Here is a 22,926-nt window from a genome sequence, read left to right on the forward strand (position 1 = left end):
ACCGTCACTCAAGCCATACCATGTACGAAGAAGCTCGGTCTTGAACAACACAAGGCTGTCATAGCTTGGACGACCAGTGGGACGGTTGCCTTTGGTGTAAGCAATTTCAATAAGTCCACGAATGGGATTCCAGTCGATTATCTGATCAATTTGAAAGAAAAAGGTCTGTTTAACCTTACGATGACCAACTATTAGGTCAGCAAAACTCGGAGAAGAAGGACGTTGTTTCATACTATAAAGGTACAAAAATATGATGAAATGAGCAAATTTTGAACAATGAGTTTTGCAGAGGTCTCACCATGTAGATTGTGCGCCAAAGTGATGCTTTTAATGCACCAATCTCATTGCTTTTCGGTTAAAAGTCGATAATTCTTCTCAAAACAACTCATTTTTGCATCCTGCCGGCCTATTGATTTTTTCTATTTTGAAAGTTTTCAAGTGCCGTTTTTGGGGCATTATTCGGTAAAAATAATACACATTCTATGGGTGAAAAATCATGTGGCGAACGTTCTGTGGAGCGATGGTTTTTACATTAAATCCCATGAAGGGAACGAATCGCAGGAGGGCTCGATGAACACAGGCATTCATGGTCTTGTTTACTTCCTCCGCATCATCTGTCGTTCCGCAACAGGCCCCTTCCGTGAATGAGCTGCGCCAGGATTGGATGAAAAATATGGAAAAAAGTTTGGCGTTTTCACAAAAACAAACTACCTTTGCACCCACATTCTGGATAAAGAATGGGCGTTTAGCTCAGCTGGTTTAGAGCATCTGCCTTACAAGCAGAGGGTCGGCGGTTCGAATCCGTCAACGCCCACACCGAGAGTCTTGTTGTTCTGAGTAATAACGAGGCTTTTTTTTATAAACCCATCTGTAGAACGTTATGGTATGTCAGACGTTTGTCATTTCTTCCAACTTCATCCCGCTGTCTTGACAATAAAACGTAAAAATGTACGTTATGCAGACGTGCAATGCAAGAAAATCACATTACTCTGTCTGCTGCTGTGGATGGTTGGGACGGCAAGGGCGCAATACGATGTGGCGTTCAGTCATTATTTTGACATGCAACCCTCGTTCAATCCTGCTTCTGTGGGCAAACAGAACAAACTCAACATCAATGCGGCTTACGCCATGAGTTTCGTTGGATTTAAGAACAACCCACGAACGATGTATGCTGCTGCTGATATGCCTTTTTATTTTCTCAAGGCATATCATGGGGGAGGTGTGCAGCTGATGAACGATCAGATTGGCCTTTTTACCCATCAACGTTTGGCTTTGCAGTATGCCCTTCGCTTCAAATTGTTCGGAGGTCGACTTGCGGTTGGCGCGCAGGCAGGCTTGTTGAGTGAGGCGTTTGACGGCACCAGGCTCAATTTAGGTGATGCCAACGACCCTGCCTTCATCAATACAAAGGCCGAAGGAAATGCCCTCGATCTCGGTGCGGGCGTGTATTATTCGCATCGGTCATGGTATGTAGGCGTGTCGGCATTGCATCTAACTTCACCACTCATTGAGTTTAATGAGAAAAATCAATTACAAATCGATCCTACATATTATTTAACAGGTGGATACAATATACACTTGAGAAATCCGTTTCTTACAATACAACCTTCTGTGTTGGTTCGCACAGACGGGGTAGCCTACCGTGGCGACCTTACAACCCGCCTGGTGTATCAGCATGAGAAGAAAATGATGTACGGGGGTATAGCCTATAGTCCCACCAACTCTGTCACGTTCTTGGCAGGCGGTAGCTTTCATGGCATCGTGCTGGGTTATAGCTATGAGTTGTACACCTCGGCCATCCAACCGGGCAACGGCAGTCACGAACTGTTTGTTGGTTACCAGATGGATGTCAATCTGGCTAAGAAGGGAAGAAACAAGCACAAAAGTGTAAGACTTCTATAATGACCATCGTGGAAAAATGAAATTCAGGTATATGAAGAGAAACATGATATTCGGCTTGGCCGTGTTAGGCTTGATGATGCTGACAGGTTGCTTCGGTAGCAAGTCTGCTTCTTTGGGTAAAGGCGGCGAAGTAGTGGGTGTCGGCGGAAAGGCCTTCACCGAACCCACGCCATACGGAATGACACGGGTAAGCCGTGGCTATTTGAAGATGGGGCTTGAAAAGCAGGATAGTCTTTGGGGCAAACAGTTTTCGCAGAAAGATATCTCTGTAGACGGGTTCTGGATGGATGAAACAGAGGTGACAAACTCTGAATACAAACAGTTCGTCGCCTGGGTTCGCGACAGTATCTTGCGTACCCGTTTGGCCGATCCGGCTTATGCGGGTGATGAGACTTATCTTATTACCGAGGACAAAAACGGTGACCCTGTCAAGCCTCATCTGAACTGGAAAAAAGCACTTCCCCGTAAGATGAATGAGGATGAGCAGCGCGCCTTGGAGAGTATGTATGTCACCAACCCGGTGACGGGCGAGAAGTTGCTCGACTATCGGCAGCTCAACTATCGCTACGAGGTGTACGACTATACGACCGCTGCCTTGAGAAAAAACAGAATGTTGCCTCAAGAGCGTAATCTGAATACCGACCTGACCGTTGATCCTGACGAAGTGGTGATGATTTCCAAGGACACCGCTTACGTTGATGACAACGGACAGATTGTGAGCGAAACCATCAACCGACCACGCTCGGGTCCATGGGATTTTCTCAATACTTATATCGTTAACGTGTATCCAGACACCACCTGTTGGGTGAATGATTTCCAAAATTCGGACAACGAAACTTATCTCCGTAACTATTTCAGCAATCCGGCATACAACGATTATCCTGTCGTGGGCGTTACTTGGGAGCAGGCCAACGCCTTCTGCGCGTGGCGAACCGATTATCTGTTAAAAGGATTGGGTGGCGAGGCTCGTTACATTCAACGATATCGTCTGCCAACAGAAGCAGAGTGGGAATATGCTGCTCGTGGCAAGGACGGCACGGAGTTCCCCTGGGAAAATGAGGCGGTAGCCACGGGTGAGGGCTGCTTCTATGCCAATTTCAAGCCCGACCGTGGCAACTATACCAAGGACGGCAACCTCATTACCAGTAAGGTCGGCATCTATGGTGCTAATTCCAATGGCTTGTACGACATGGCGGGTAATGTGGCTGAATGGACGAGTACCATATATAATGAGGCGGGTGTCGATGCAATGAACGATTTGAATCCGCAGTTGGAGTATAAGGCGGCGTTGGAAGATCCGTACAAATTGAAGAAAAAAAGTGTACGCGGCGGATCGTGGAAAGACCCAGAATCGTACATCAGAAGCGCTTGGCGTACGTGGGAATACCAAAATCAACCTCGCTCGTACATCGGGTTCCGATGTGTACGCAGCTTGGCAAACACAACCAGTACTAAACAGAAGAAAGGCAAAAGAAAATGAGTGGATATAGCAAATTCAATATGATTTATCGTCTGCAAAAGTGGATGGACAGTGTTCCGGGGCAGACGTTCTTGAACTATGCTTACAGTTGGGGTGCGTCATTGGTTATCCTGGGAGCCTTGTTCAAACTTACTCACTTGTCTGGTGGCAACCTCATGTTGTTCATAGGAATGGGAACTGAGGTCTTCGTGTTCTTTCTCTCGGCTTTTGACCGTCCGTTTGACAAAACGGCTGACGGTCGTGACATCCCGACGCGAGTGACGGAAGAGTATTTGGAAACGGGGCAGGTAACGTATGACTATGATACGACTCCCGCACAAGCTGTGAATACATCAAGGCCTGTTGCCTCAGCCCCACGACGCGCTGTTGTTGGACATTCGTCTGCTGCAGAGCAGTCTGTAGGGGAAGTATCTGCAGAGGTTCCCTTGGGAAGTCAAGTTCAACAGGTTGAGAATGGACAGCAATTGCAGACTTTGGCCGAAGCACAAAACAACTATGTTGATGCGCTGAAACGATTGACGGAGACGTTAGGGAAGGTATCAGAGCAGAGTGTAAGACTGACCCGGGATAGTGAGGAAATGGAAAACCTGAACCGTACGTTGACGGGTATATCCAAAGTTTACGAAATGCAGTTGAAAGGTGCCAGTCAGCAGATAGGCACCATTGATCAAATCAATGACCAGACCCGGAAGATGGCACAACAGATTGAGCAGCTCAACAAGATATATGCTCGCATGATTGAGGCCATGACCGTGAACATGCGCGCAGCCAATCCTGGGTTAGAGCCGTCGCAAGAGTAAACAACTCATCAACTCAGGAACTCAAAAACTTATCAACTCACGAACTCACCAACTTATAAACTCAAGAACTCAAGAACTCACCAACTCACCATGGCAATAAAGAAAAGACCGTTATCTCCGCGCCAAAAGATGATTAACCTCATGTATGTCGTCTTGATGGCAATGCTGGCTCTGAACGTTTCCACCGAAGTCTTAGAAGGATTCGCCGTGGTAGAGGAGAGCCTGAACCGTACAACGGACAACTCATCAAGGGAGAATGTGTCTATCTATCGTCAGCTCTCAGAGCAGTTCAAGTCAAATCCAGAGAAGGTGCAAGCGTGGTTTGAGAAGGCTACGACGGTGAAACGTATGAGTGACTCGCTGTATGATTTTGCGCAACAGCTCAAGGAAAACATCGTCAAAGAGGCTGACGGTCCCGACGGAAACGTGTTCGACATCAAACACAAGGATGACCTTGAGGCCGCCTCGCACGTCATGTTGGCCCCTGGGACAGGCAAAGGAAAGCTGCTTTATGAGCGAGTGAATCATTATCGAGAGCAAATTTTGAAGATGATAACCGATGAACACCAGCGCAAGACGATAGAGAGCAACCTCACAACGCAACTGTCCAAACGCGCCAAGGCCATGGGTAAGAATTGGCAGGAATATATGTTTGAAGACATGCCCGTGTCGGCTGCCGTTACGATGTTATCCAAATTGCAAAGTGATGTGCGCTATGCCGAGGGAGAAGTGCTGCACGCACTCGTGGCCAATGTCGACGTCAAGGACATTCGTGTCAATAAATTAAGTGCCTTTGTCATCCCCGAGTCACGCACCGTTGTCAGTGGTGACCGGTTCTCTGCACAGATTGTTATGGCGGCAGTGGATACCACTCGCCAACCCGAAATATATATAGGTGGACGAAAAGTAAACTTACGAAACAATACTTACCAGTTTACTGCTGGTGGTGTTGGCGAACATTCGTTCAGTGGTTACATCACAATGCGAAATGGAAGCGGCGATGTGATACGGCGTGATTTCACGCAAAAGTATTCTGTTGTGGCGCCCAGCGCAACCGTGTCGGCCGACTTGATGAACGTATTGTACGCTGGTTATGAGAATCCCATCAGCATTAGCATTCCTGGTGTGCCATTAACATCCGTTTCAGCATCGATGACTGGTGGAGGATTTAGGTCAGTAGGAGCTGGTAAGTACATCGCTCGTCCGACCGCTGTTGGTAAAGATGTCACCATTCAAGTGTCGTCCAATTATAATGGTGTGTCACGACAGGTGGGCAAATTCACGTTTCATGTGCGCAAATTGCCTGACCCTATTGCATACATTGCCATGGGAACCGATCGGTTTAAGGGCGGCGGTTTAGCCAAAGCCTCCTTGATGGGAGCCACGGGTATCAACGCTGCCATCGATGATGGCTTGTTGGATATCCAGTTCAAGGTGGTTAGTTTTGAAACCGTTTTCTTTGACAGCATGGGTAATGCCGTTCCCATGACTTCCGATGGAGCACGCTTCTCGGCTCGCCAACGTAATGAATTCCGTAAACTGTCTCGTAATCGTCGGTTCTATATATCACATGTCACGGCAGTTGGTCCTGATGGGTTAACCCGTCGACTGCCTGCGTCTATGGAAATTATCGTCAAATAAATAGGGGTGACATCACCTCGACAAGCTGTATAATCAGAAATAAAATGAAGAAGAAATTATTATTCATATCCCTGTTATTGTGTGTCGTTCAGTTCGCCATCGCACAGCCACCGGCTCGAAGAGCGCAGCAACAACGCGCACAACAGTCAAACGCCAATACGATTAGCTTGCGTGCACAACTGTCATATCCTACTGAGGCTAAGATGACTGAGGATGTGGTATGGCGGCGCGACATCTATCGTGAGCTTGACTTAACGCAAGACGCTAATGCGGGTTTGTACTATCCTGTGGAGCCTATGGGTACGCAGATGAACCTGTTTTGCTACATTTTCAAGTTGATGATGACAGGCAATATTCGTGCGTATGAATATCGATTGGATGGTAATGAAACGTTCGAAGATTCTGCCAGGGTGAAACCCTTGGCGTTTTTGGACAACTATCATGTCTACTATGAGCGCACTGATCGTGGCATTCGTATCGATGATAGTGATATTCCTTCGCGTGAGGTGACCGCTTATTACATCAAGGAAAGTGCTTATTATGATCAAGCTACGGCAACTTTCCATACCAAAGTCTTGGCCTTATGTCCCATTATGAAGCGGGTAGATGACTTCGGTGATGGTGCTACATCCTATCCCTTGTTCTGGGTGAAGTATGAAGATTTGGCTCCATTTCTGTCCAAGCAGACCATCATGACGAGCAACCTCAACAATGCAGCCGTGATGAGTGTGGACGACTATTTTACCAAAAACCTATATAAAGGAAAGATTTACAAGACCAACAACATGTTGGGACGAACATTATCTCAAGAATATCCCACCGATTCGGCCATGGCGAACGCACAGAAGCGCATTGAGGCGGAAATAAAACTCTTTGAGAAAAACATGTGGGGAGACCAGGCTCGCAAGGACTCTTTGGACAGCATAGCCAAGCTCAATCCTAAAGATGTCAAGTCGAAGCGTGTGAAACGTAATCGAAGAGCGGCCGGCAAGAAGACGACTGTCAAGAGTAGTAGAAGTCGTCGTACTTCCTCTTCGTCAAGCAGTTCGCCTGCACGTGTAACCGTTAGGCGACAACGTCATTAAATGATTGATTATTTTTTCTTATTTAAATAAATACACAAAGAAATGAAAAAAAGTATTATCTCACTCATCATGGTTATGGCCATGGTAACAGTTTTACCAGTTAGTGCACAAGTAAAGTTAGGTATCAAGGGAGGTATGAACCTCAGTCAAATGTCATTAGACAAAGATGTTTTCAACACATCCAATCGTGCTGGCTTCTTCATTGGTCCGACTTTAAAAATGGGTTTGCCTGCTCCTGGCCTTGGTTTGGACCTGTCTGCATTGTACAACAGGCAAGAAGCTAAGGTTGAAGGTGTTAACAACAAGTTCAATACCGTTCTGAAACAGCAACAACTGATAGTTCCTGTGAACGTAAAATATAGTATTGGGATGGGCAGCGCAGCCAATATTTTCGTGTTTGCAGGTCCGCAGATTGCTTTCAATATTGGTGATAAGGTGAAGAAACTCTCTGATTTTGAAGATCAAGCAGCTGAGTGGACATTGAAGTCATCTAACTTCAGTGTTAATGCAGGTCTTGGTTTGACCATCGCCACGCATTTCCAAGTTACAGCCAACTACAATGTAGGTGTCGGTAAGACGGGTGACATTACATGGAAAGGTGTGAAGGAAAGCGTAGAAAACCACAAGACCCAGGCCAACTCTTGGCGTGTAGGTGTGGCCTATTTCTTCTAAGAAAACCACGCATCAGCATAGATTGCTGATGACAATTGAGGCAAAAAGGGGAAGTTGCCAACCAGCAACTTCCCCTTTTTGCTTCTTTTATTGTTGTTTTATCTTAGTGATTCATCATCTTATATATTCTTGTCTATCACGTCCTTCATGCGTTTCAGTCCTTCAAGCATGAGGCTGCGAGGCATGGCAATGTTGATTCGGATGTAATCTGCTCCTGTGGTTTTACCGTACATGGTGCCGCGATTCACAAAGACTTTCCCTTCTTTCAGCAATTTTTCAGTCAGTTCATCGCCAGTCATGCCGGTTGCCCGAACATTTACCCAGACAAGGTATGTCCCTTCCAAGTTGATGACCTCGAGTTGGGGGAGGTTGTCCTTGAAGAATGTTTTCAGTGCCTGGTAGTTCTCCCAGAGATAGACATTGAGTTGATCAATCCAATCCTCGCCCTCGTTGTAGGCTGCCTGCAGGGCGATTACACCGAACGGATTCACGTCGCACACCTCATTGATATTGATGGCGCGGTCAATCTTTTGTCGGTCTTCCGCATTGCTGGTGATGATGTTGGCGATTTGTAATCCAGCAATATTGAACGATTTAGTGGGTGAATTAGTTGTGATGCAATTGTCCTGACACGCTTTGGAAACAGCGGCAAAGGGTGTGAATACGTGACCTGGCATGACGAGTTCGCAATGAATTTCGTCAGCAATTACCTTCACGTTATGCCTGAGACAGATATCGTTCATACGGCTTAGCTCCTCTTGTGTCCACACTCGTCCGGCTGGGTTGTGAGGATTGCAGAGCAAGAACACTTTTGTCTTCTCATCTGCTGCCTGTCTCTCAAAGTCGTCAAAGTCGATTTCATACGAGTTGCCTTTGCGCACCAGCGCATTCTCGGCGATCGTACAACCATTGTTTCGGATAGACGAGAAGAAACAATTGTATACCGGTGTCTGCACCAGTACCTTGTCTCCAGGCTCCGTTAGTGCCTTGATGATGGCCGAAATGGCTGGTACCACCCCAGATGTATAGATAATCCAATCGCGCTCGATGTGCCATTGGTGGCGCCTTTCAAACCACGAAATGATGCTCTCGTAATAGCTGTCAGGCACGATGGTGTAACCAAACACGCCATGCTCTACACGCTTTTTCAGTGCTTCAAGGATGCAGGGTGCAGCCTTGAAGTCCATGTCGGCCACCCACATGGGTATCACTCCCTCTTCTTTCGCCTCGTCCCATTTCACCGAGTTGGTGCCGCGGCGGTTCACAATCTCGTCAAAATCGTATTTCATCTTTATTTGTTGTTTGATGGTTTGTTGCGTACAATAATCTCGCAGTTGTTGGGTTGCAACACATGTTCGTCGATGGTCACCGAGCCGATGGCGTCGGCCACGATGCGTCCCGATGTGGGATTCTTGATGTTGGTCACCGCTCCGCGGATGTCGGCCACGAGGGTCGTCTCCTCAAACATGCGGTCGCAATCTGCCCCAAACGTACAGTTTTCCAAGACGAGGTCCTGGCAATAGCACAAAGGCTGCTCGCCCGTGATGTGGCAATTCACCAGTTTGAGATTTTTGGAGTGCCATCCGAGGAACTCACCGTTCAGCTCCGAATCGTACACCGTGACGTTCTCGGTTTCCCAGAACGAGTCCTTGGTAGTGATTTTGGCGTTGCGTATCACGGCGTCCTTCACATATTGAAACACGTATTTGCTGTCACTTTCCAGTCCGTCTACATCCACATGGTTGCAGAACATAAACGGATAGGTGCCGTCGTGCAGCTTCACGTTGCGCAGGGTAAGGTGGTCTACCTTCCAGAAAGTCTCGTCGGCATCGTTAATCTGCACGTTAACCAGCTTCAGTCCGTTCATTTCACGAAATAGTTTGGGTGCGTCAATGATGGTGTCGCTCATCATCATGTCGTTTGAATACCATATCGCCGAGCGCGATCCGGTCTCAAAATAGCAGTTGGTAATCACCGAGTGATCCACATGCCACCATGGATATTTGCCGATGAAGCGACAGTGGTCGGCCTCTATGTTGTGGCATTTCTTGATTCCCGACTCGCCCTCTGTTATCGTAACATCTTCGAGTCGTGTGTCGTGAATGCCGAAGAGCGGCCGTTCGCCTCCAAACTTTTTACCTTTTATCAATTCCATTTTCATCTATCATGTTTAGTTTCAAGTGCAAAGTTACCAATAATTAGCCGAATAGCCCCTGCACTCCTACTGTTTTCTTCCCGTGCGTGTTCGTCAGCCGAGATACAAATAAAAAGAAGGATGCAGCATCTTCACGGCTGCATCCTTCTGTGATAAGCGTTTGTCTGTCTGTTCAGACGATAGCGTTTAGAGATTCGGGTTGATGCTCGACCATTCCGAGATAGCCGGAACGATGTTCAGCGTTACCAGCTCGTCGCGCATCTTGCACAAGTGCTCATAGCTGGCATCCAGCTTGGCGTTCTCCTCATCTGTACCCTGTGGAACCTCATAGTGTGCGCCCGTCTTGTCGAGCGTTGTCTTCATGGCCATCATGATATGGTCATATTTGTCAGTGCTTACATAGGTGCCGACGGGGAAACGGAATGGCTCACCGCCCATCACCGAGCGAATCATCTCTACCGACAGGTAGGCTGGGCTCTGGAAAGAAGAGCGTCCGCGGAGCTCAATAATCTTGGCACCACCCTTGGTCACGTCCTTCTTCATCTGCTCCCACTCCTCGTTGGTGAACTCGGGTGTGCCGATAATCTCTGTCAGGGGCTTGCCTGAAATGGTAACATGACTGCCATAAACGGCCATCTGCTCGCCGTGTCCACCATAGGTAGCGGCTCCCTTCACCTCTGTTTGCATCACGTTGAACTTCTTTGCCAGTGCGCTCTGCAGGCGGGTAGAGTCAAGAGCTGCCAAGGTTGTAACCTGTGAAGGTTTCAAACCTGAGTAAAGAAGCGTTACCAAACCAGTGAGGTCAGCTGGGTTAAAGATAATCACAACATGCTTCACATCAGGGCAGTACTTCTTGATGTCCTTACCCAAACCCTCTGCAATCTCGCAGTTACCTTTGAGCAAATCCTCGCGTGTCATGCCTGCTTTACGGGGAGCACCACCTGAAGAGATGATGTACTTGGCATCGGTGAAAGCCTCTTTAACGTCTGTTGTCGCAACGATGTTCACTGAATCGAAGCCGCTTTGGCGCATTTCCTCAGCCACGCCCTCTGGTGAGAATACGTCATAAAGACAGATGTTGTTTGTAAGACCCATAGACAATGCTGTCTGAACCATGTTGGAACCAATCATTCCGGCTGCGCCGACGATGGTCAATTTTTCGTTTGTCAAAAATGCCATAATTTAATTTGAATATTTATAAATGTTACTATATATGTCCTATTGCTTGTGACCACAAAGTTAATAAAAAGTGGGAACATACTGGTCTTTAATTGCTTTTTAATTTGTTATTTATTCTAAAACTGGCTTTGTTTGTCATCCGTGCTTGACAATTTGAAGAATTTTATTTGTTGCTGTGCCAGCAAAAAACTATCTTTGCGATAGAATAAACAAAACAGAATGACTATGAAAACAGAGATTGCAGACCGACTTTCAGCGTTGCGAGAGGTGATGAAACGTGAGCGACTGGCCGCGTTTATCTTTCCAAGTACCGATCCCCATAACAGCGAGTATGTGCCCGATCATTGGAAAGGGCGTGAGTGGATATCAGGCTTTGATGGCTCGGCCGGCGTGGCAGTTGTCACAATGAACAATGCTGCGCTGTGGACCGACTCGCGCTACTTCATCGCTGCGGCCAACCAACTGGCTGGAACGGAGTTCCAATTGATGAAGCAAGGCTTGCCTGAGACGCCCACCATAGCTGATTGGCTGGGTACCGAACTTCAACAAAGCGACAGTACCGAAATCGGTATGGACGGTCAGGTGAACGCACACCAATTTGTGATGCAGATGAAACAGGACATGCGTGATCGGGGCGGCATCACCATTCGGACGAACCTGGACCCACTGGCAATCATCTGGAAAGACCGTCTCGACATCCCGAAAGACACGGTGCAGATTCAGCCCTTGCGGTATGCAGGCGAGCGAACTGCTGACAAACTGACCCGCATTCGTCAGGCCCTGCGCCGACAACACGCTGATGGTACCCTAGTTTCTGCCCTCGATGACGTTGCCTGGACACTGAACCTGCGCGGCACCGACGTGCATTGCAACCCCGTGTTCGTGGCCTACCTGCTGATTAGTACCACGAAAGCCACCCTGTTCATCGACCCCGACAAGCTCACGCCCGACGTGAAAGCGTACCTGAAAGGTGAAGGTGTGGAGGTGAGTGGCTATGACCAGATCAAGGATGAGCTGGCTGGCTATGGCGAATATAACATCGCATTGGATCCGCAGCAGATTAACCATCATCTTTTTGAAGGGGTGAGCGGCCCCAAAATTCTTCCTCTTACCAGTCCCATCCCCCTGTTGAAAGCAGTGAAAAACCAAGCCGAAATTGCCGGCTTCCGTGCCGCCATGGTGCGTGATGGGGTAGCGATGGTGAAATTCCTGCGATGGCTCAAGCCGGCCGTTGAGGCTGGTGGACAGACTGAGATGTCGCTTGATGAGAAGCTAACCGGCTTCCGTTCCGAGCAAGATCTGTTCAAGGGTGTGTCTTTCGACACCATCGTGGGCTACGAGGAGCATGGCGCCATCGTACATTATGAGGCTACACCCGCTACCGATGCACGCATAGAGCCGCGGGGATTGGTGCTGATAGACAGTGGTGGGCAGTACCAGGACGGCACCACCGACATCACCCGAACCATCGCCTTGGGTGAGCTGACCGACGAACAGCGTCGCGTGTACACGCTAGTGCTGCGGGGACACATCCAACTGGAGCTGTGCAAATTCCCCTCGGGGGCGTGTGGCTCGCAGCTCGATGCATTGGCACGGCAGCCCATGTGGCGCGAGGGAATGAACTTCTTGCATGGCACCGGACATGGCGTGGGCAGCTATCTCAACGTGCATGAGGGCCCTCACCAGATTCGTATGGAATGGCGACCAGCTCCCTTGCTTGCTGGCATGACCGTTACCGATGAGCCGGGCATCTACATGGAGGGCAAGTTTGGCGTGCGAATAGAGAACACGTTGCTCGTCACCCCCTACAATGAGACCGAGTTCGGCACGTTCCTACAATTCGAATCGCTCACGCTGGCACCCATCGACACCACGCCCATTCTCATGGACATGCTGCTCGAGGAGGAGAAGGCATGGCTCAACGCCTATCATGCCGAGGTGTACCGGCAGCTCTCACCCCATCTTTCTGACGAGGAGAACGAGTGGCTGGCAGAAGCCACCAAAAATATATAGGGCAAGAGGAGTGCCGACAGCCATCAAAAGTTTTGACCAACTCGTTCTTCTGCATGCGTTGTGATGACGACATGTTGTTGGCAATTATCGGTCATTCAAAGCACTGAGAATCGTGATTTGGAATCTGTGTTTTTGTCAGATTTTATGGTCAAAAAACAGGTATCTCAAAAAGTTGATTCTAGAAAATGCTGGTACTTTTCATGCAATTAAAATGCGCTATATTCGCCACTTTTAGGTGCTGAAATGATCATCGTATTGACTTTCCTGCACAAAGGCATTGAGTTTGATGTTCAAACTCAATGCCTTTGATAGGACACCTCATTGCTTTTGCAGCCGAAAAATGGACAGTTTTCGTACATTTACATAGCTTTTGATGCTTCTCGAAGGTGTAGTTGTTCTGTAAAGAGCTATCAGTCAACGATATGTATTTTTGGCGTATATGCGGCCATGTGATGGACTCGTGCAAAATATTTGAGTATTCAGAAGGCGATTGTCAAGATATTTCAGTGAAAATCGACAGTGCGGGGTAATCAAAATCCATGCCCCACTAATCGTAGTCATCTATCTCATATTCTGTGTATGTTTTTGAAATTATTTGAACAAATCTTTTTCATATTTCAAATATTCTATGTATATTTACAGCGTGGATACTATGGGATGCACTATTTGATCATAACAAGCACAGTTAAAATTAGGTTGTGCCCTGTTTGGCGTAAGTCAGTATAAACGTGAAACCTAAACATTCTTAAATTAATACGATATGAGTAAACAAAAGTTTTTTCGAGGAGCTACGCTCTTCTTGTTTAGTCTGCTTTGCACACTGAGCAGTTATGCTCAGTCTACGGTTCAAGGAACTGTGAAAGACGAGGTAGGTGAACCCTTGATTGGAGCCACCATCCAAGTGAAAGGAGAGCAGGGTGGTACGGTTACCGATATTGATGGTAACTATCGCTTGACTAATGTGAAAGAAAGCGCAACACTGGTATTTACCTATGTGGGTTACGCAACCCAAGAGATTGCCGTGAAAGGTCAAACACAAATCAATGTGACCATGGAAACTGACAGGCGCGATCTTGACGAGATTATTGTCGTGGGTTACGCCGTTGGAACCAAACGAAATGTTTCGGGTGCCATTGACCGTGTGGGAGAAAAGGATATGAACAAGGGCGTTGTGACCGACGCAACCGACGCATTGAAAGGCAAGGTGAGTGGCGTGGTGATCAGTAGTGCAGGTGGCGACCCCATGGGAACAGCCAATGTACGCATCCGTGGAACCTCTTCTCTTTCAGGTGGTAACGATCCGTTGGTCATCATTGACGGAATATTCTCTGACATGACGATGTTCAATGCTTTACAACCTAACGATATAGAGAGTATGACCATCCTGAAGGACGCATCTGAAACTGCACAGTATGGTTCGCGCGGTGCTGCCGGTGTCATTGTGGTAGCTACGAAGCGAGGCAAGAGCGGATTCTCGAATATCAGCTATAATGGAACCATTGGTATCAATTCTGTATTTAAAAATATAGAAATGCTTGACGCTTCAGCTTATCGTAACTTAGCGAAAGAACGCAACCTTACCTTTACCGATATGAAGGCTAACACCAATTGGCTGGATGCTGTAGAGCGTTCGACGGGTATAACTCAGAATCATCATGTTTCATTCTCATCGGGTAATGATAAGGGAAATTATAGAGCGAGCCTGGGTTATATACAGCGTCAGGGTGCCGTTCGTGGGTCGGGAATGGAAAACTACACTGCTAAATTAGATGCTACCCAGTTTGGGTTTGACAAGAAACTAAAGTTGGAATTAGGGCTGCAAGTTGGTGAGCGTAAGGGTAAGCAGCAGTACGACATGTACCGCATGTTTTACTCGGCAGCTGCTTATAATCCTACTTATCCTACAAGCAAGAACGAACAGGGCATCTGGGATGAGGATTACTTGGCCAATGAAGTATATAATCCCCTTGGGCAGTTGGAGATTCTGAATAAATATAGTGCGAGTAATCAGAATGTACATGGCAAAGCAACATGGACATTGCTCGATGGATTGTTCTTGAGTGCGTTCGGCAGTTACACCAAGTTGAACATAGAGCATCAGCGTTATCTCCCAAATAATATTAAACAAGGTGTTGACAACGGCAATGGCTGGGCTTATTTAAAGAATGTTAGACGCCAGGATATGATGGGAAACATTCAGCTGACATATAAGAAGGATTTTGGCGCTCATCATATTGATGCTTTGGCTTTGGTGGAAGGACAGAGTTATAAAACCTTTTGGAACAGTTCTGAAGCGCGAGGCTTTGAAACCAATTATTTTGGTGTGAACAACATGAAGGCTGGAGCCAATGTTTCATGGGGTGATAACCAAAGTGAGTCAAAAGAATATATGCTGAACTCGTATATGGCTCGTATCAATTATATGTATGCTAACCGATATATCGCAACTGTCAATGTGCGTGCAGATGGTTCATCCAAGCTTGGCAGCGGGCATAAGTGGGGTTGGTTCCCATCAGCATCGTTGGCATGGGTGCTATCAGAGGAAGATTTCATTAAACAGGCTAAATGGATTGATAACTTGAAGCTACGTGCTGGCTACGGTGTGACAGGTAATCAGGATGCCATTGATCCGTACAATTCGCTGGCTCTCTATAAACCCAATGGGGTAACGCCATACAATGGCGCCAATACAACCACTTTTGCCATTCAGAGTAATGATAACCCTGACTTGAAATGGGAGGTGAAGCATACATTTGACGTGGGCTTGGACTTTGCTGCTTTTGACAGTCGTTTGAAGTTAACACTAGACTGGTACACTTCTAAGACAAAGGACTTGTTGTATACCTATACCGTTCCTGTTCCTCCATTTACCTACAATACCCTGTTGGCTAACATGGGTGAAATGACCAATAATGGACTTGAAATTGGACTGCGCGGTGATATTGTTCGTACGAAAGACTTTACTTTCAACTCGGGTCTGAATCTTTCTTTCCAAAAGAACAAGCTCAACTCTTTGAGTGGAACGTACAAAGGACAGAAGTTGACAACCAGCGAACACATTGTAGTAGCTGACGCTGGATCCGCTGGCTTGACACAGAATACAGGTGTTACCTATCTGATTGAAGGCGAGCCGATAGGAACATTCTACATTCCTCATTGCACCGGAATCTCTAAAACAGGTCAGTATGAACTGGAAGATATCGTCAAAGATGGTAAAATTGATACCGGTGACGCTGGTGACCGTCGTGTAGCCGGACAGGCTATCCCCAAGGCTTATCTGGGTTGGGATTTCACCTTGAGTTACAAGAATTGGGATTTAACCATGCAATTCAACGGTGCCTTTGGTCACAAGATTTACAATGGAACGTCAATGACTTACAGTAACATGAACAACTTCCCGACCTATAACATATTGGCTAATGCACCTGAAAAGAATATTCATGATATTCAGATCTCTGATTATTGGTTGGAGAAAGGCGACTATGTGAACTTCGAATATATCAACTTAGGCTATACATTCACGAAAGAACAGCTGAAGATGAATTGGATTCAGAACCTTCATCTTGGCTTGGCTGTCAACAATGTATGTACATTCACAGGTTACAGCGGTCTGACGCCCATGATTAACTCTGCGTCATTGGGTCGTATAGACGAAGGAACAGGAACAACTGGGACGCTGGGTGTTGATAATAAACGAATCTATCCATTGGTACGTACATTCTCATTCAATGTGTCTGTCAATTTCTAACCGTCTAAAATAAGAAAGGAATCAAATTATGAAAAAATATATATTTGGAACATTGCTTCTTTCTACGGCGCTGTTGTCGGGATGCTCACTGGATGAAACACCGAAGAGTGCATTTAGTGAAGAAGAAGCTTTCAAGTCTTCCACGCTGATTTATGCGAATTCTGTAGCCAACGTTTATTCGTCTATTGAAAATTATATCTATGGGCAAGATGCGGGTTCAATACACACCCTGCAGCAATATTCAAGTGACGAATCAATGATACCTGGCCGACAAGGCGACTGGGTGGATGGCGGTAAGTGGCAAAATTTCTTTTTGCACAACTTCGATTCGTCTGTGGATATGTATCGAAATATCTGGAATCAGATATACACTATTATTGGGCAAAGTAATAAGGGCATCGATAAGTTAAATGGGTTACAGAATAATGAAGACGCTGCTACTTATGTGTATGAGTTGCGTGCCTTGCGTGCCATCTTCTATTATTATTTGATGGACTTGTGGGGACAGGTGCCTTTGGTGACATCATCTATAATTAATACCAATGATGTGGTTCAGAGTAATCGTGCGGATGTGTTCAAGTTTGTTGTATCTGAGCTTGAAGCCTGCTTGCCTCATTTGGCCGATGACATGAGTCAGAATGAAGGGAAATATTATGGTCGCATTACCAAACCTGTGGTTTACATGTGCTTGGTCAAGTGTGCGATGAACTCACCTTTATATACCATCAATCCTACATCGGCAACTAGTTATCAGGCTTTTGTTGGCAATGACATGAGTGGGAATAATACAGTGAGTGAAACGCTAGGAGCGAATGTTACAGAGTTGGGTAAGAAGGTAAGTATCACTGTTGATGGGAAAGCGCGTAATGCGTGGGAAACCGTGAAATATTGTGTGGAAAAGTTGGAAGCATTAGGTTATACTTTACAGCCAAACTATGCAGACAATTTCACCATTAGCAACCAGAACTCTAAGGAGAACATCTTTACACGACCTAATGATGACAAGACTTACCGGTATTATGATTATAACTTAATGCGCTCATTGCACTACAACCATGCGGGCGCTATCGGGTACAGTGCTTGGAACGGTGCCTGTGCCACTGTGTTTGCCATGAATGTTTATGGATATGGAACGGCTGATGTTGACCCTCGCCTAAAGCTTAACTATTATACGGATAAGGACTACATGGAAGATACGGGAAAACCAGTGGAGGATGGAGCTACAGGACAAGATCTTGAATATTTGCCACTCAAGCCACAGGTTGACTTCCCCGCAGGTGCCAACGCGCATGACGTGAAATGTGCGGGAGCGCGCATGAAGAAGTATCAACTTGACCTTACTTCGAGTACAAATGGTATTACAAACAATGACCTTGTGGTGTGGCGCTATGCAGATGCGTTGCTGTTAAAGGCCGAGGCTGAATATCGTTTGGGTAATACGGGTGCGGCATTGGCTGCCATCAACACTGTTCGGGCACGTGTTGGCGCCCCAGCATTGACCTCTCTTACACTGAATGTTATTTCGAATGAACGTTTGAAAGAACTAGCTTGGGAGGGTGTGCGTCGTATGGATGCCATCCGATATGGTATCTTCACGCAGCCTACAAAAGATCGGTATGAAGGTGTGTGGCACAATGCTGTAGCAGGAAACTATCTGAATGATACACAAGGTTATACCACCATCTATCCCATTCCTTACGATGTGATGAGCTTGAATAAGAATCTGAAGCAAAATCCTGGATATTGAGTAAAATCAATCTGAGTGAAGATTGTTAGTGGATTGCCTGCAAAGCCCCAGTGAATGTGTGTTTCTATGACACGGTTAGCCATTCACGGAGCTGAGCATCAATGGTTACATTCTCACGTCGATGTGGCTTTGCTGGGGTTCGCCAGTATCTTTCATGTATATATGACGCATCTCCCGAGTATATATAAAAGGTAATGGCGATAATCAACTTGCTTTATTTTAAAAGTCACACAGCATCAGGATAAGTTGTCTGTATAATCGGAATGAACTCATGAATTTACTATTAATTCATGAGTTCATTTTAAATATTCTTCCTTTTCACTATTTTTTTTCGTATATTTGCATAACAGCCTAAAGCGTGAAATGTAGGTAGCTGTTGTTGTTACTCATGTTTTAGGCGTCTAAAACAGAGGAATATGAAGCGGAAAAAATTGTTTATCGTGTCGAATCGTTTGCCTGTGAAGGCAAAGGAAATAAGTGAAGGACATTTTGAATTTGAACGTAGTGAAGGCGGCTTGGCAACGGGCTTGAACTCATTGCAAACCTCCTATGAACAGCATTGGATAGGATGGCCGGGCGTTTGTTTGAAACGGAAGGCCGATGAGAGGAAAATCAAGGAAGAGTTGGAGCAATTCAATTATCACCCGGTGTTCTTGAGTGCAACCCAATACAATAATTATTATGAGGGGTACAGCAACAGTACCATCTGGCCCTTGTGCCACTATTTCTACGAGTTCTCCAAGTACCGTAGAGGTTTTTGGCAGGCTTATCAAGACGTGAACAGACTGTTCTGCAAGGAAGTACTCAAACATATTGATGACGATAGCATGATATGGGTGCAGGATTACCAGCTGATGTTGTTGCCTGGGATGTTGCGTGATGGGAAGGCATCGTTGAAGATAGGCTATTTTCATCATATTCCCTTCCCCTCCTATGAGTTGTTTAGGGTGCTGCCCGAGCGTCGTAACTTGTTGAGAGGACTGCTGGGTGCCGACTTCATTGCTTTCCATACCCACGACTACATGCGACATTTCATCAGTGCCGTGGAGCGTACTTTGCATCTTGAATTCAAGTTAAACGAAGTCATGGTTGATGGTCGTGCTGTGCATGTGGATGCCTTACCAATGGGCATCAACTACGAGTTGTATCATGAAGCTCCAAAGAAACGCCCTGTGAAGGATGCCATAAAACGTATGAAGAGTCAGTTTGGTAAACACAAAATCATTTTATCCGTAGACCGATTGGATTACAGCAAGGGCATCTTGCATCGACTGGTGGGCTTTGAAACGTTCTTGGAAAAACATCCTGAGTATCAAAACAAGGTGACGTTGGCCATGATTATTGTGCCTTCGCGCGACAAAGTGAGCAGTTATGCTGAGATGAAACGGCGCATTGATGAGCGCATTGGTGCCATCAATGGCAAATATGCAGGCATCGGTTGGACACCCGTATGTTATTACTATCACGCTTTTCCTTTCGAAGATTTGGTGGCGATGTACAAGTTGGCTGATGTCGCTTTGGTCACTCCGCTGCGTGATGGTATGAATTTGGTGGCTAAGGAGTATGTCGCTACGAAAGACAATGACCTTGGTGTATTGATATTGAGCGAGATGGCCGGTGCGTCTTCTGAGCTTTCGGATGCCATCCAAATCAACCCGAATGATACCGACCAGATTAGCATGGCCATCTGCGAGGCGCTGGAAATGCCTGAAGAGGAGCAGAAAGAACGATTGCAGAACATGCAAGACATTGTTGGTAAGCAGAGCGTTAAGAAATGGGCAGGCGACTTTGTAGATGCGTGGAAAGAAGTTATTGAGCGCAATGAAACGCTCATGAAGAAATATATCTCTAAGAGAGTATTCTCGGACATCAAGCAAAAGTACAATGCCAGCAAACATAGACTTATCATGTTGGACTATGACGGTACATTGGCTGCTTTCCGTAGAGATCCTGAAAAAGCATCTCCTACCACCGAGGTGAAGAACATGTTGCGGAAACTGTGTGATGACGAACGCAATACGGTGGTCATCAACAGTGGTCGCGATCACCGTACACTTGATAAGTGGTTGGGCGACTTGCCGCTGTCGTTTGCGGCCGAGCATGGTGCGTTCTATAAGGAAAACGGCGAGTGGCACGAGAATGTAGAGCCTCAGGCATGGGATGAACGGCTCATGAGCATCCTTCGCGAATTTGAGGACAAAACACCTAACTCGCGTCTGGAGGTTAAAGCAACGGCCGTGGCATGGCATTATCGTAAGGTGGACAATTGGATAGGGATGTTTAGGGCGCAACAGTTGATGCATGCCTTGATACCTATATGCTCTCAAAACAACCTCCAGATTATGCGAGGCAACAAGATTGTGGAAGTAAAGCCTGCCGAATATTCAAAAGGCTCGGAAGTACAGCGTATCTTGAATCAACGTTCTTATGATTTTATCTTAGCCATTGGCGATGACGTGACCGATGAGGATATGTTCAGGGCTTTACCAGAAGAAGCCGTGACTATCAAGGTGGGTTATGCTTGTGATGATGCCCGTTATAATCTGTTGGGACAGAAAGATGTACTGCCTTTCTTGAACAATTTGCTGTCGTGAACATGAGGCTTGTGCTGAACAAGACTTTGATTAACTCATCTATAAAAAGCAGTCAGTGCTTGGTTTAAAACTAATTTGACTGTCGAAACATTATCTAAAACAAACTGACAACCAATCAAAATATGAAATTAAACTACGGCGTGATAGGCAACAGTTGTACGGCGGCATTGGTCTCTGACCGTGCCTCTATAGACTGGCTTTGTATGCCTAATTTTGACTCTCCATCGGTCTTTGCATCTTTGTTGGATCAAGAAAAGGGAGGGTCGTTTGGCTTCGAAGTAGGAGAAGAGTACGAAGTGACACAGGCCTATATACCGCATACCAATATATTGTCGACGACATTCACCTCGGATGAAGGGTCCTTCGCTGTCGTTGATTTCATGCCTTGTTACCGAAAGGATCATAGTGATGAAAACTACAACCCGGCTGAGGTGTACCGGTATATCCGGCTGCTCAGCGGGCATCCAAAGTTTGCAGTCAACTATCAACCCCGTCCTGATTATGCCCGTGGTAAGACCATCTATAACATGACGGAGCAATATATAGAATCAATGTCGTCATCCAACAACAAAGACCGACAGTATCTGTATTCTTCCCTCCCGTTGCAAGACGTCTTGGATGGAGTTGTCTTCGAACTTGAGAAAGATGAATTCTTCTTGTTGGCATCCAATGAGAAGGTGGTTAAGATAGATCTTGAACGGGAGAAGATGGATTATTGTCGGACGTTGGTCTATTGGCTGAACTGGTCGAATATGACAAAGAAGTTCACCCACTATAACGATGTCATCGAGCGAAGTTTCCTAACCTTGAAACTGTTGTCCTTTTACAATGGTGCCGTGCTCGCGGCTTTGACCACCAGCCTGCCCGAAACGCCTGGAGAAGTGCGCAATTGGGATTACCGCTTTTGCTGGCTGAGGGATGCATCGATGACCATTGAGACGCACATCAACTTGGGACATACCCGTTCTGCAAAGCGCTTCATGCGGTTCGTGGAGTCTACCTTCGTGGGCAATCATAACGGTTTTCAAATCATGTATGGCATCAGAGGAGAACGCGACTTGGTGGAAGAACATCTGGACCACTTCTCCGGCTATCTTAATTCAAAGCCCGTTCGAATTGGTAACGCGGCCTATCATCAGAAGCAAAACGACTCATTTGGCTACCTCATGAATCTGATTTACCAGTATTTCAGTCTGATACCTGGTTCGTTAGACGATGTGGAGAATCTCTGGGACATGGTGAAAAACATCATGCGAACCGTCATAGACGACTGGCGCAAACCCGATAAGGGTATCTGGGAGATTCGTGGTGAGGCTCAGCACTTTGTTTCTTCAAAGGTGATGTGCTGGGTGGCATTAGACCGTGGAGTGCGAATTGCCTCGCTCTTGGAGAAGTACGACTACGCAAAACGCTGGCGTGAAGAGGCCGATAAGGTGAAAGATGACGTGTGGGCGAACGGCTGGAATGAGCAGTTGCAGAGCTTTACGCAAGCCTATGGCAGCACCTCGCTCGACTCTTCATTGCTGCTCATGGAGCATTATGGCTTTATCAATGCCGACGACATCTATTTCCATAAAACGGTAAAAGCCATCAAGAAAGCACTCTTCCACAACGGTTTGATGTACCGATACAACGTGGAAGACGATTTCGGACAGCCCAAGTCGGCCTTTACCATCTGCACGTTTTGGTTGATTCGGGCTTTGTTTGTCACGGGTGAGAAGGAGGAAGCCCGCAGCTTGTTCGACGAGTTGCTCACTTATTCGAACCATCTGGGGCTGTTCAGTGAGGACCTTGATTTTGAAACCAAAGAGCAACTTGGTAATTTTCCGCAGGCTTACTCACATTTAGCGCTGATTAACACCGCACTGCTTTTTACCGAAGAAGTGAAAAGCATGCACCTATAGTATAAA

Annotated in this window: 15 protein-coding genes and 1 tRNA gene; 12 read left to right on the forward strand and 4 right to left on the reverse strand. The window is 46.5% G+C overall.

Annotated elements, in window-relative coordinates:
- Nucleotides 1–231: transposase (locus tag HMPREF0650_RS08575; RefSeq protein ID WP_004350062.1), on the reverse strand; the 231-nt coding region annotated here is incomplete at its 3' end.
- A gap of 508 nt (nt 232–739) precedes the next feature.
- Here HMPREF0650_RS08575 and HMPREF0650_RS08580 point away from each other — a divergent pair.
- From HMPREF0650_RS08580 to HMPREF0650_RS08610, 7 genes are all read left to right on the forward strand, one after another.
- Nucleotides 740–814: transfer RNA gene (locus tag HMPREF0650_RS08580), tRNA-Val, on the forward strand.
- A 71-nt stretch (nt 815–885) separates the two neighbouring features.
- Entirely contained in the window at nt 886–1,902 is a 1,017-nt protein-coding gene (locus HMPREF0650_RS08585; protein ID WP_004350064.1) for a PorP/SprF family type IX secretion system membrane protein, read from the forward strand.
- A 31-nt stretch (nt 1,903–1,933) separates the two neighbouring features.
- Nucleotides 1,934–3,382 carry a T9SS ring complex lipoprotein PorK/GldK gene (gene porK / locus HMPREF0650_RS08590; protein WP_004350066.1) on the forward strand — a complete coding sequence of 483 codons (1,449 nt, stop codon included), beginning with the start codon at nt 1,934–1,936 and terminating at the stop codon, nt 3,380–3,382.
- Entirely contained in the window at nt 3,379–4,182 is an 804-nt protein-coding gene (porL, locus tag HMPREF0650_RS08595; RefSeq protein ID WP_004350067.1) for a type IX secretion system motor protein PorL/GldL, read from the forward strand. The genes porK and porL overlap by 4 nt, the downstream gene beginning before the upstream one ends.
- A 90-nt stretch (nt 4,183–4,272) precedes the next feature.
- Entirely contained in the window at nt 4,273–5,823 is a 1,551-nt protein-coding gene (gene porM, locus HMPREF0650_RS08600; protein ID WP_004350069.1) for a type IX secretion system motor protein PorM/GldM, read from the forward strand.
- 44 nt (nt 5,824–5,867) lie between these two features.
- A complete protein-coding gene (gene porN, locus HMPREF0650_RS08605) occupies nt 5,868–6,908 on the forward strand; it encodes a type IX secretion system ring subunit PorN/GldN (RefSeq protein WP_004350070.1) in 1,041 nt (346 codons plus the stop codon).
- Between the two features lie 42 nt (nt 6,909–6,950).
- Entirely contained in the window at nt 6,951–7,580 is a 630-nt protein-coding gene (locus HMPREF0650_RS08610) for an outer membrane beta-barrel protein (RefSeq protein WP_004350071.1), read from the forward strand.
- 119 nt (nt 7,581–7,699) lie between these two features.
- Here the strand turns inward: HMPREF0650_RS08610 and HMPREF0650_RS08615 are convergent, their stop codons facing one another.
- The 3 genes from HMPREF0650_RS08615 to HMPREF0650_RS08625 form a co-directional block, all read right to left on the reverse strand.
- A complete protein-coding gene (locus tag HMPREF0650_RS08615; RefSeq protein WP_004350072.1) occupies nt 7,700–8,869 on the reverse strand; it encodes a MalY/PatB family protein in 1,170 nt (389 codons plus the stop codon).
- Between the two features lie 2 nt (nt 8,870–8,871).
- A complete protein-coding gene (locus HMPREF0650_RS08620; RefSeq protein ID WP_211205583.1) occupies nt 8,872–9,735 on the reverse strand; it encodes a DUF3737 family protein in 864 nt (287 codons plus the stop codon).
- Nucleotides 9,736–9,921: 186 nt separating this feature from the next.
- Nucleotides 9,922–10,914 carry a malate dehydrogenase gene (locus HMPREF0650_RS08625; protein ID WP_004350074.1) on the reverse strand — a complete coding sequence of 331 codons (993 nt, stop codon included), beginning with the start codon at nt 10,912–10,914 and terminating at the stop codon, nt 9,922–9,924.
- 219 nt (nt 10,915–11,133) lie between these two features.
- Between HMPREF0650_RS08625 and HMPREF0650_RS08630 the strand changes: the two genes are divergently transcribed.
- The 5 genes from HMPREF0650_RS08630 (at nt 11,134) to HMPREF0650_RS08650 (ending at nt 22,920) form a co-directional block, all read left to right on the forward strand.
- On the forward strand, nt 11,134–12,927 hold the full coding sequence (locus HMPREF0650_RS08630) for an aminopeptidase P family protein (protein WP_004350076.1): 1,794 nt from the start codon (nt 11,134–11,136) through the stop codon (nt 12,925–12,927).
- 760 nt (nt 12,928–13,687) lie between these two features.
- Nucleotides 13,688–16,675, forward strand: coding sequence for a SusC/RagA family TonB-linked outer membrane protein (locus tag HMPREF0650_RS08635; protein WP_004350077.1), 2,988 nt, complete (start codon nt 13,688–13,690; stop codon nt 16,673–16,675).
- Between the two features lie 28 nt (nt 16,676–16,703).
- On the forward strand, nt 16,704–18,422 hold the full coding sequence (locus tag HMPREF0650_RS08640) for a RagB/SusD family nutrient uptake outer membrane protein (protein WP_004350078.1): 1,719 nt from the start codon (nt 16,704–16,706) through the stop codon (nt 18,420–18,422).
- A 416-nt stretch (nt 18,423–18,838) separates the two neighbouring features.
- Nucleotides 18,839–21,016: a bifunctional alpha,alpha-trehalose-phosphate synthase (UDP-forming)/trehalose-phosphatase gene (locus HMPREF0650_RS08645; RefSeq protein ID WP_004350079.1), complete on the forward strand. Its 2,178-nt coding sequence runs from the start codon at nt 18,839–18,841 to the stop codon at nt 21,014–21,016.
- A gap of 122 nt (nt 21,017–21,138) precedes the next feature.
- Nucleotides 21,139–22,920, forward strand: a complete 1,782-nt coding sequence (locus tag HMPREF0650_RS08650; protein ID WP_004350081.1) for a glycoside hydrolase family 15 protein — start codon at nt 21,139–21,141, stop codon at nt 22,918–22,920.
- Nucleotides 22,921–22,926: the final 6 nt, after the last annotated feature.

Origin of the sequence: Hoylesella buccalis ATCC 35310, from assembly GCF_000177075.1 — a bacterium.
Lineage (GTDB): Bacteria > Bacteroidota > Bacteroidia > Bacteroidales > Bacteroidaceae > Prevotella > Prevotella buccalis.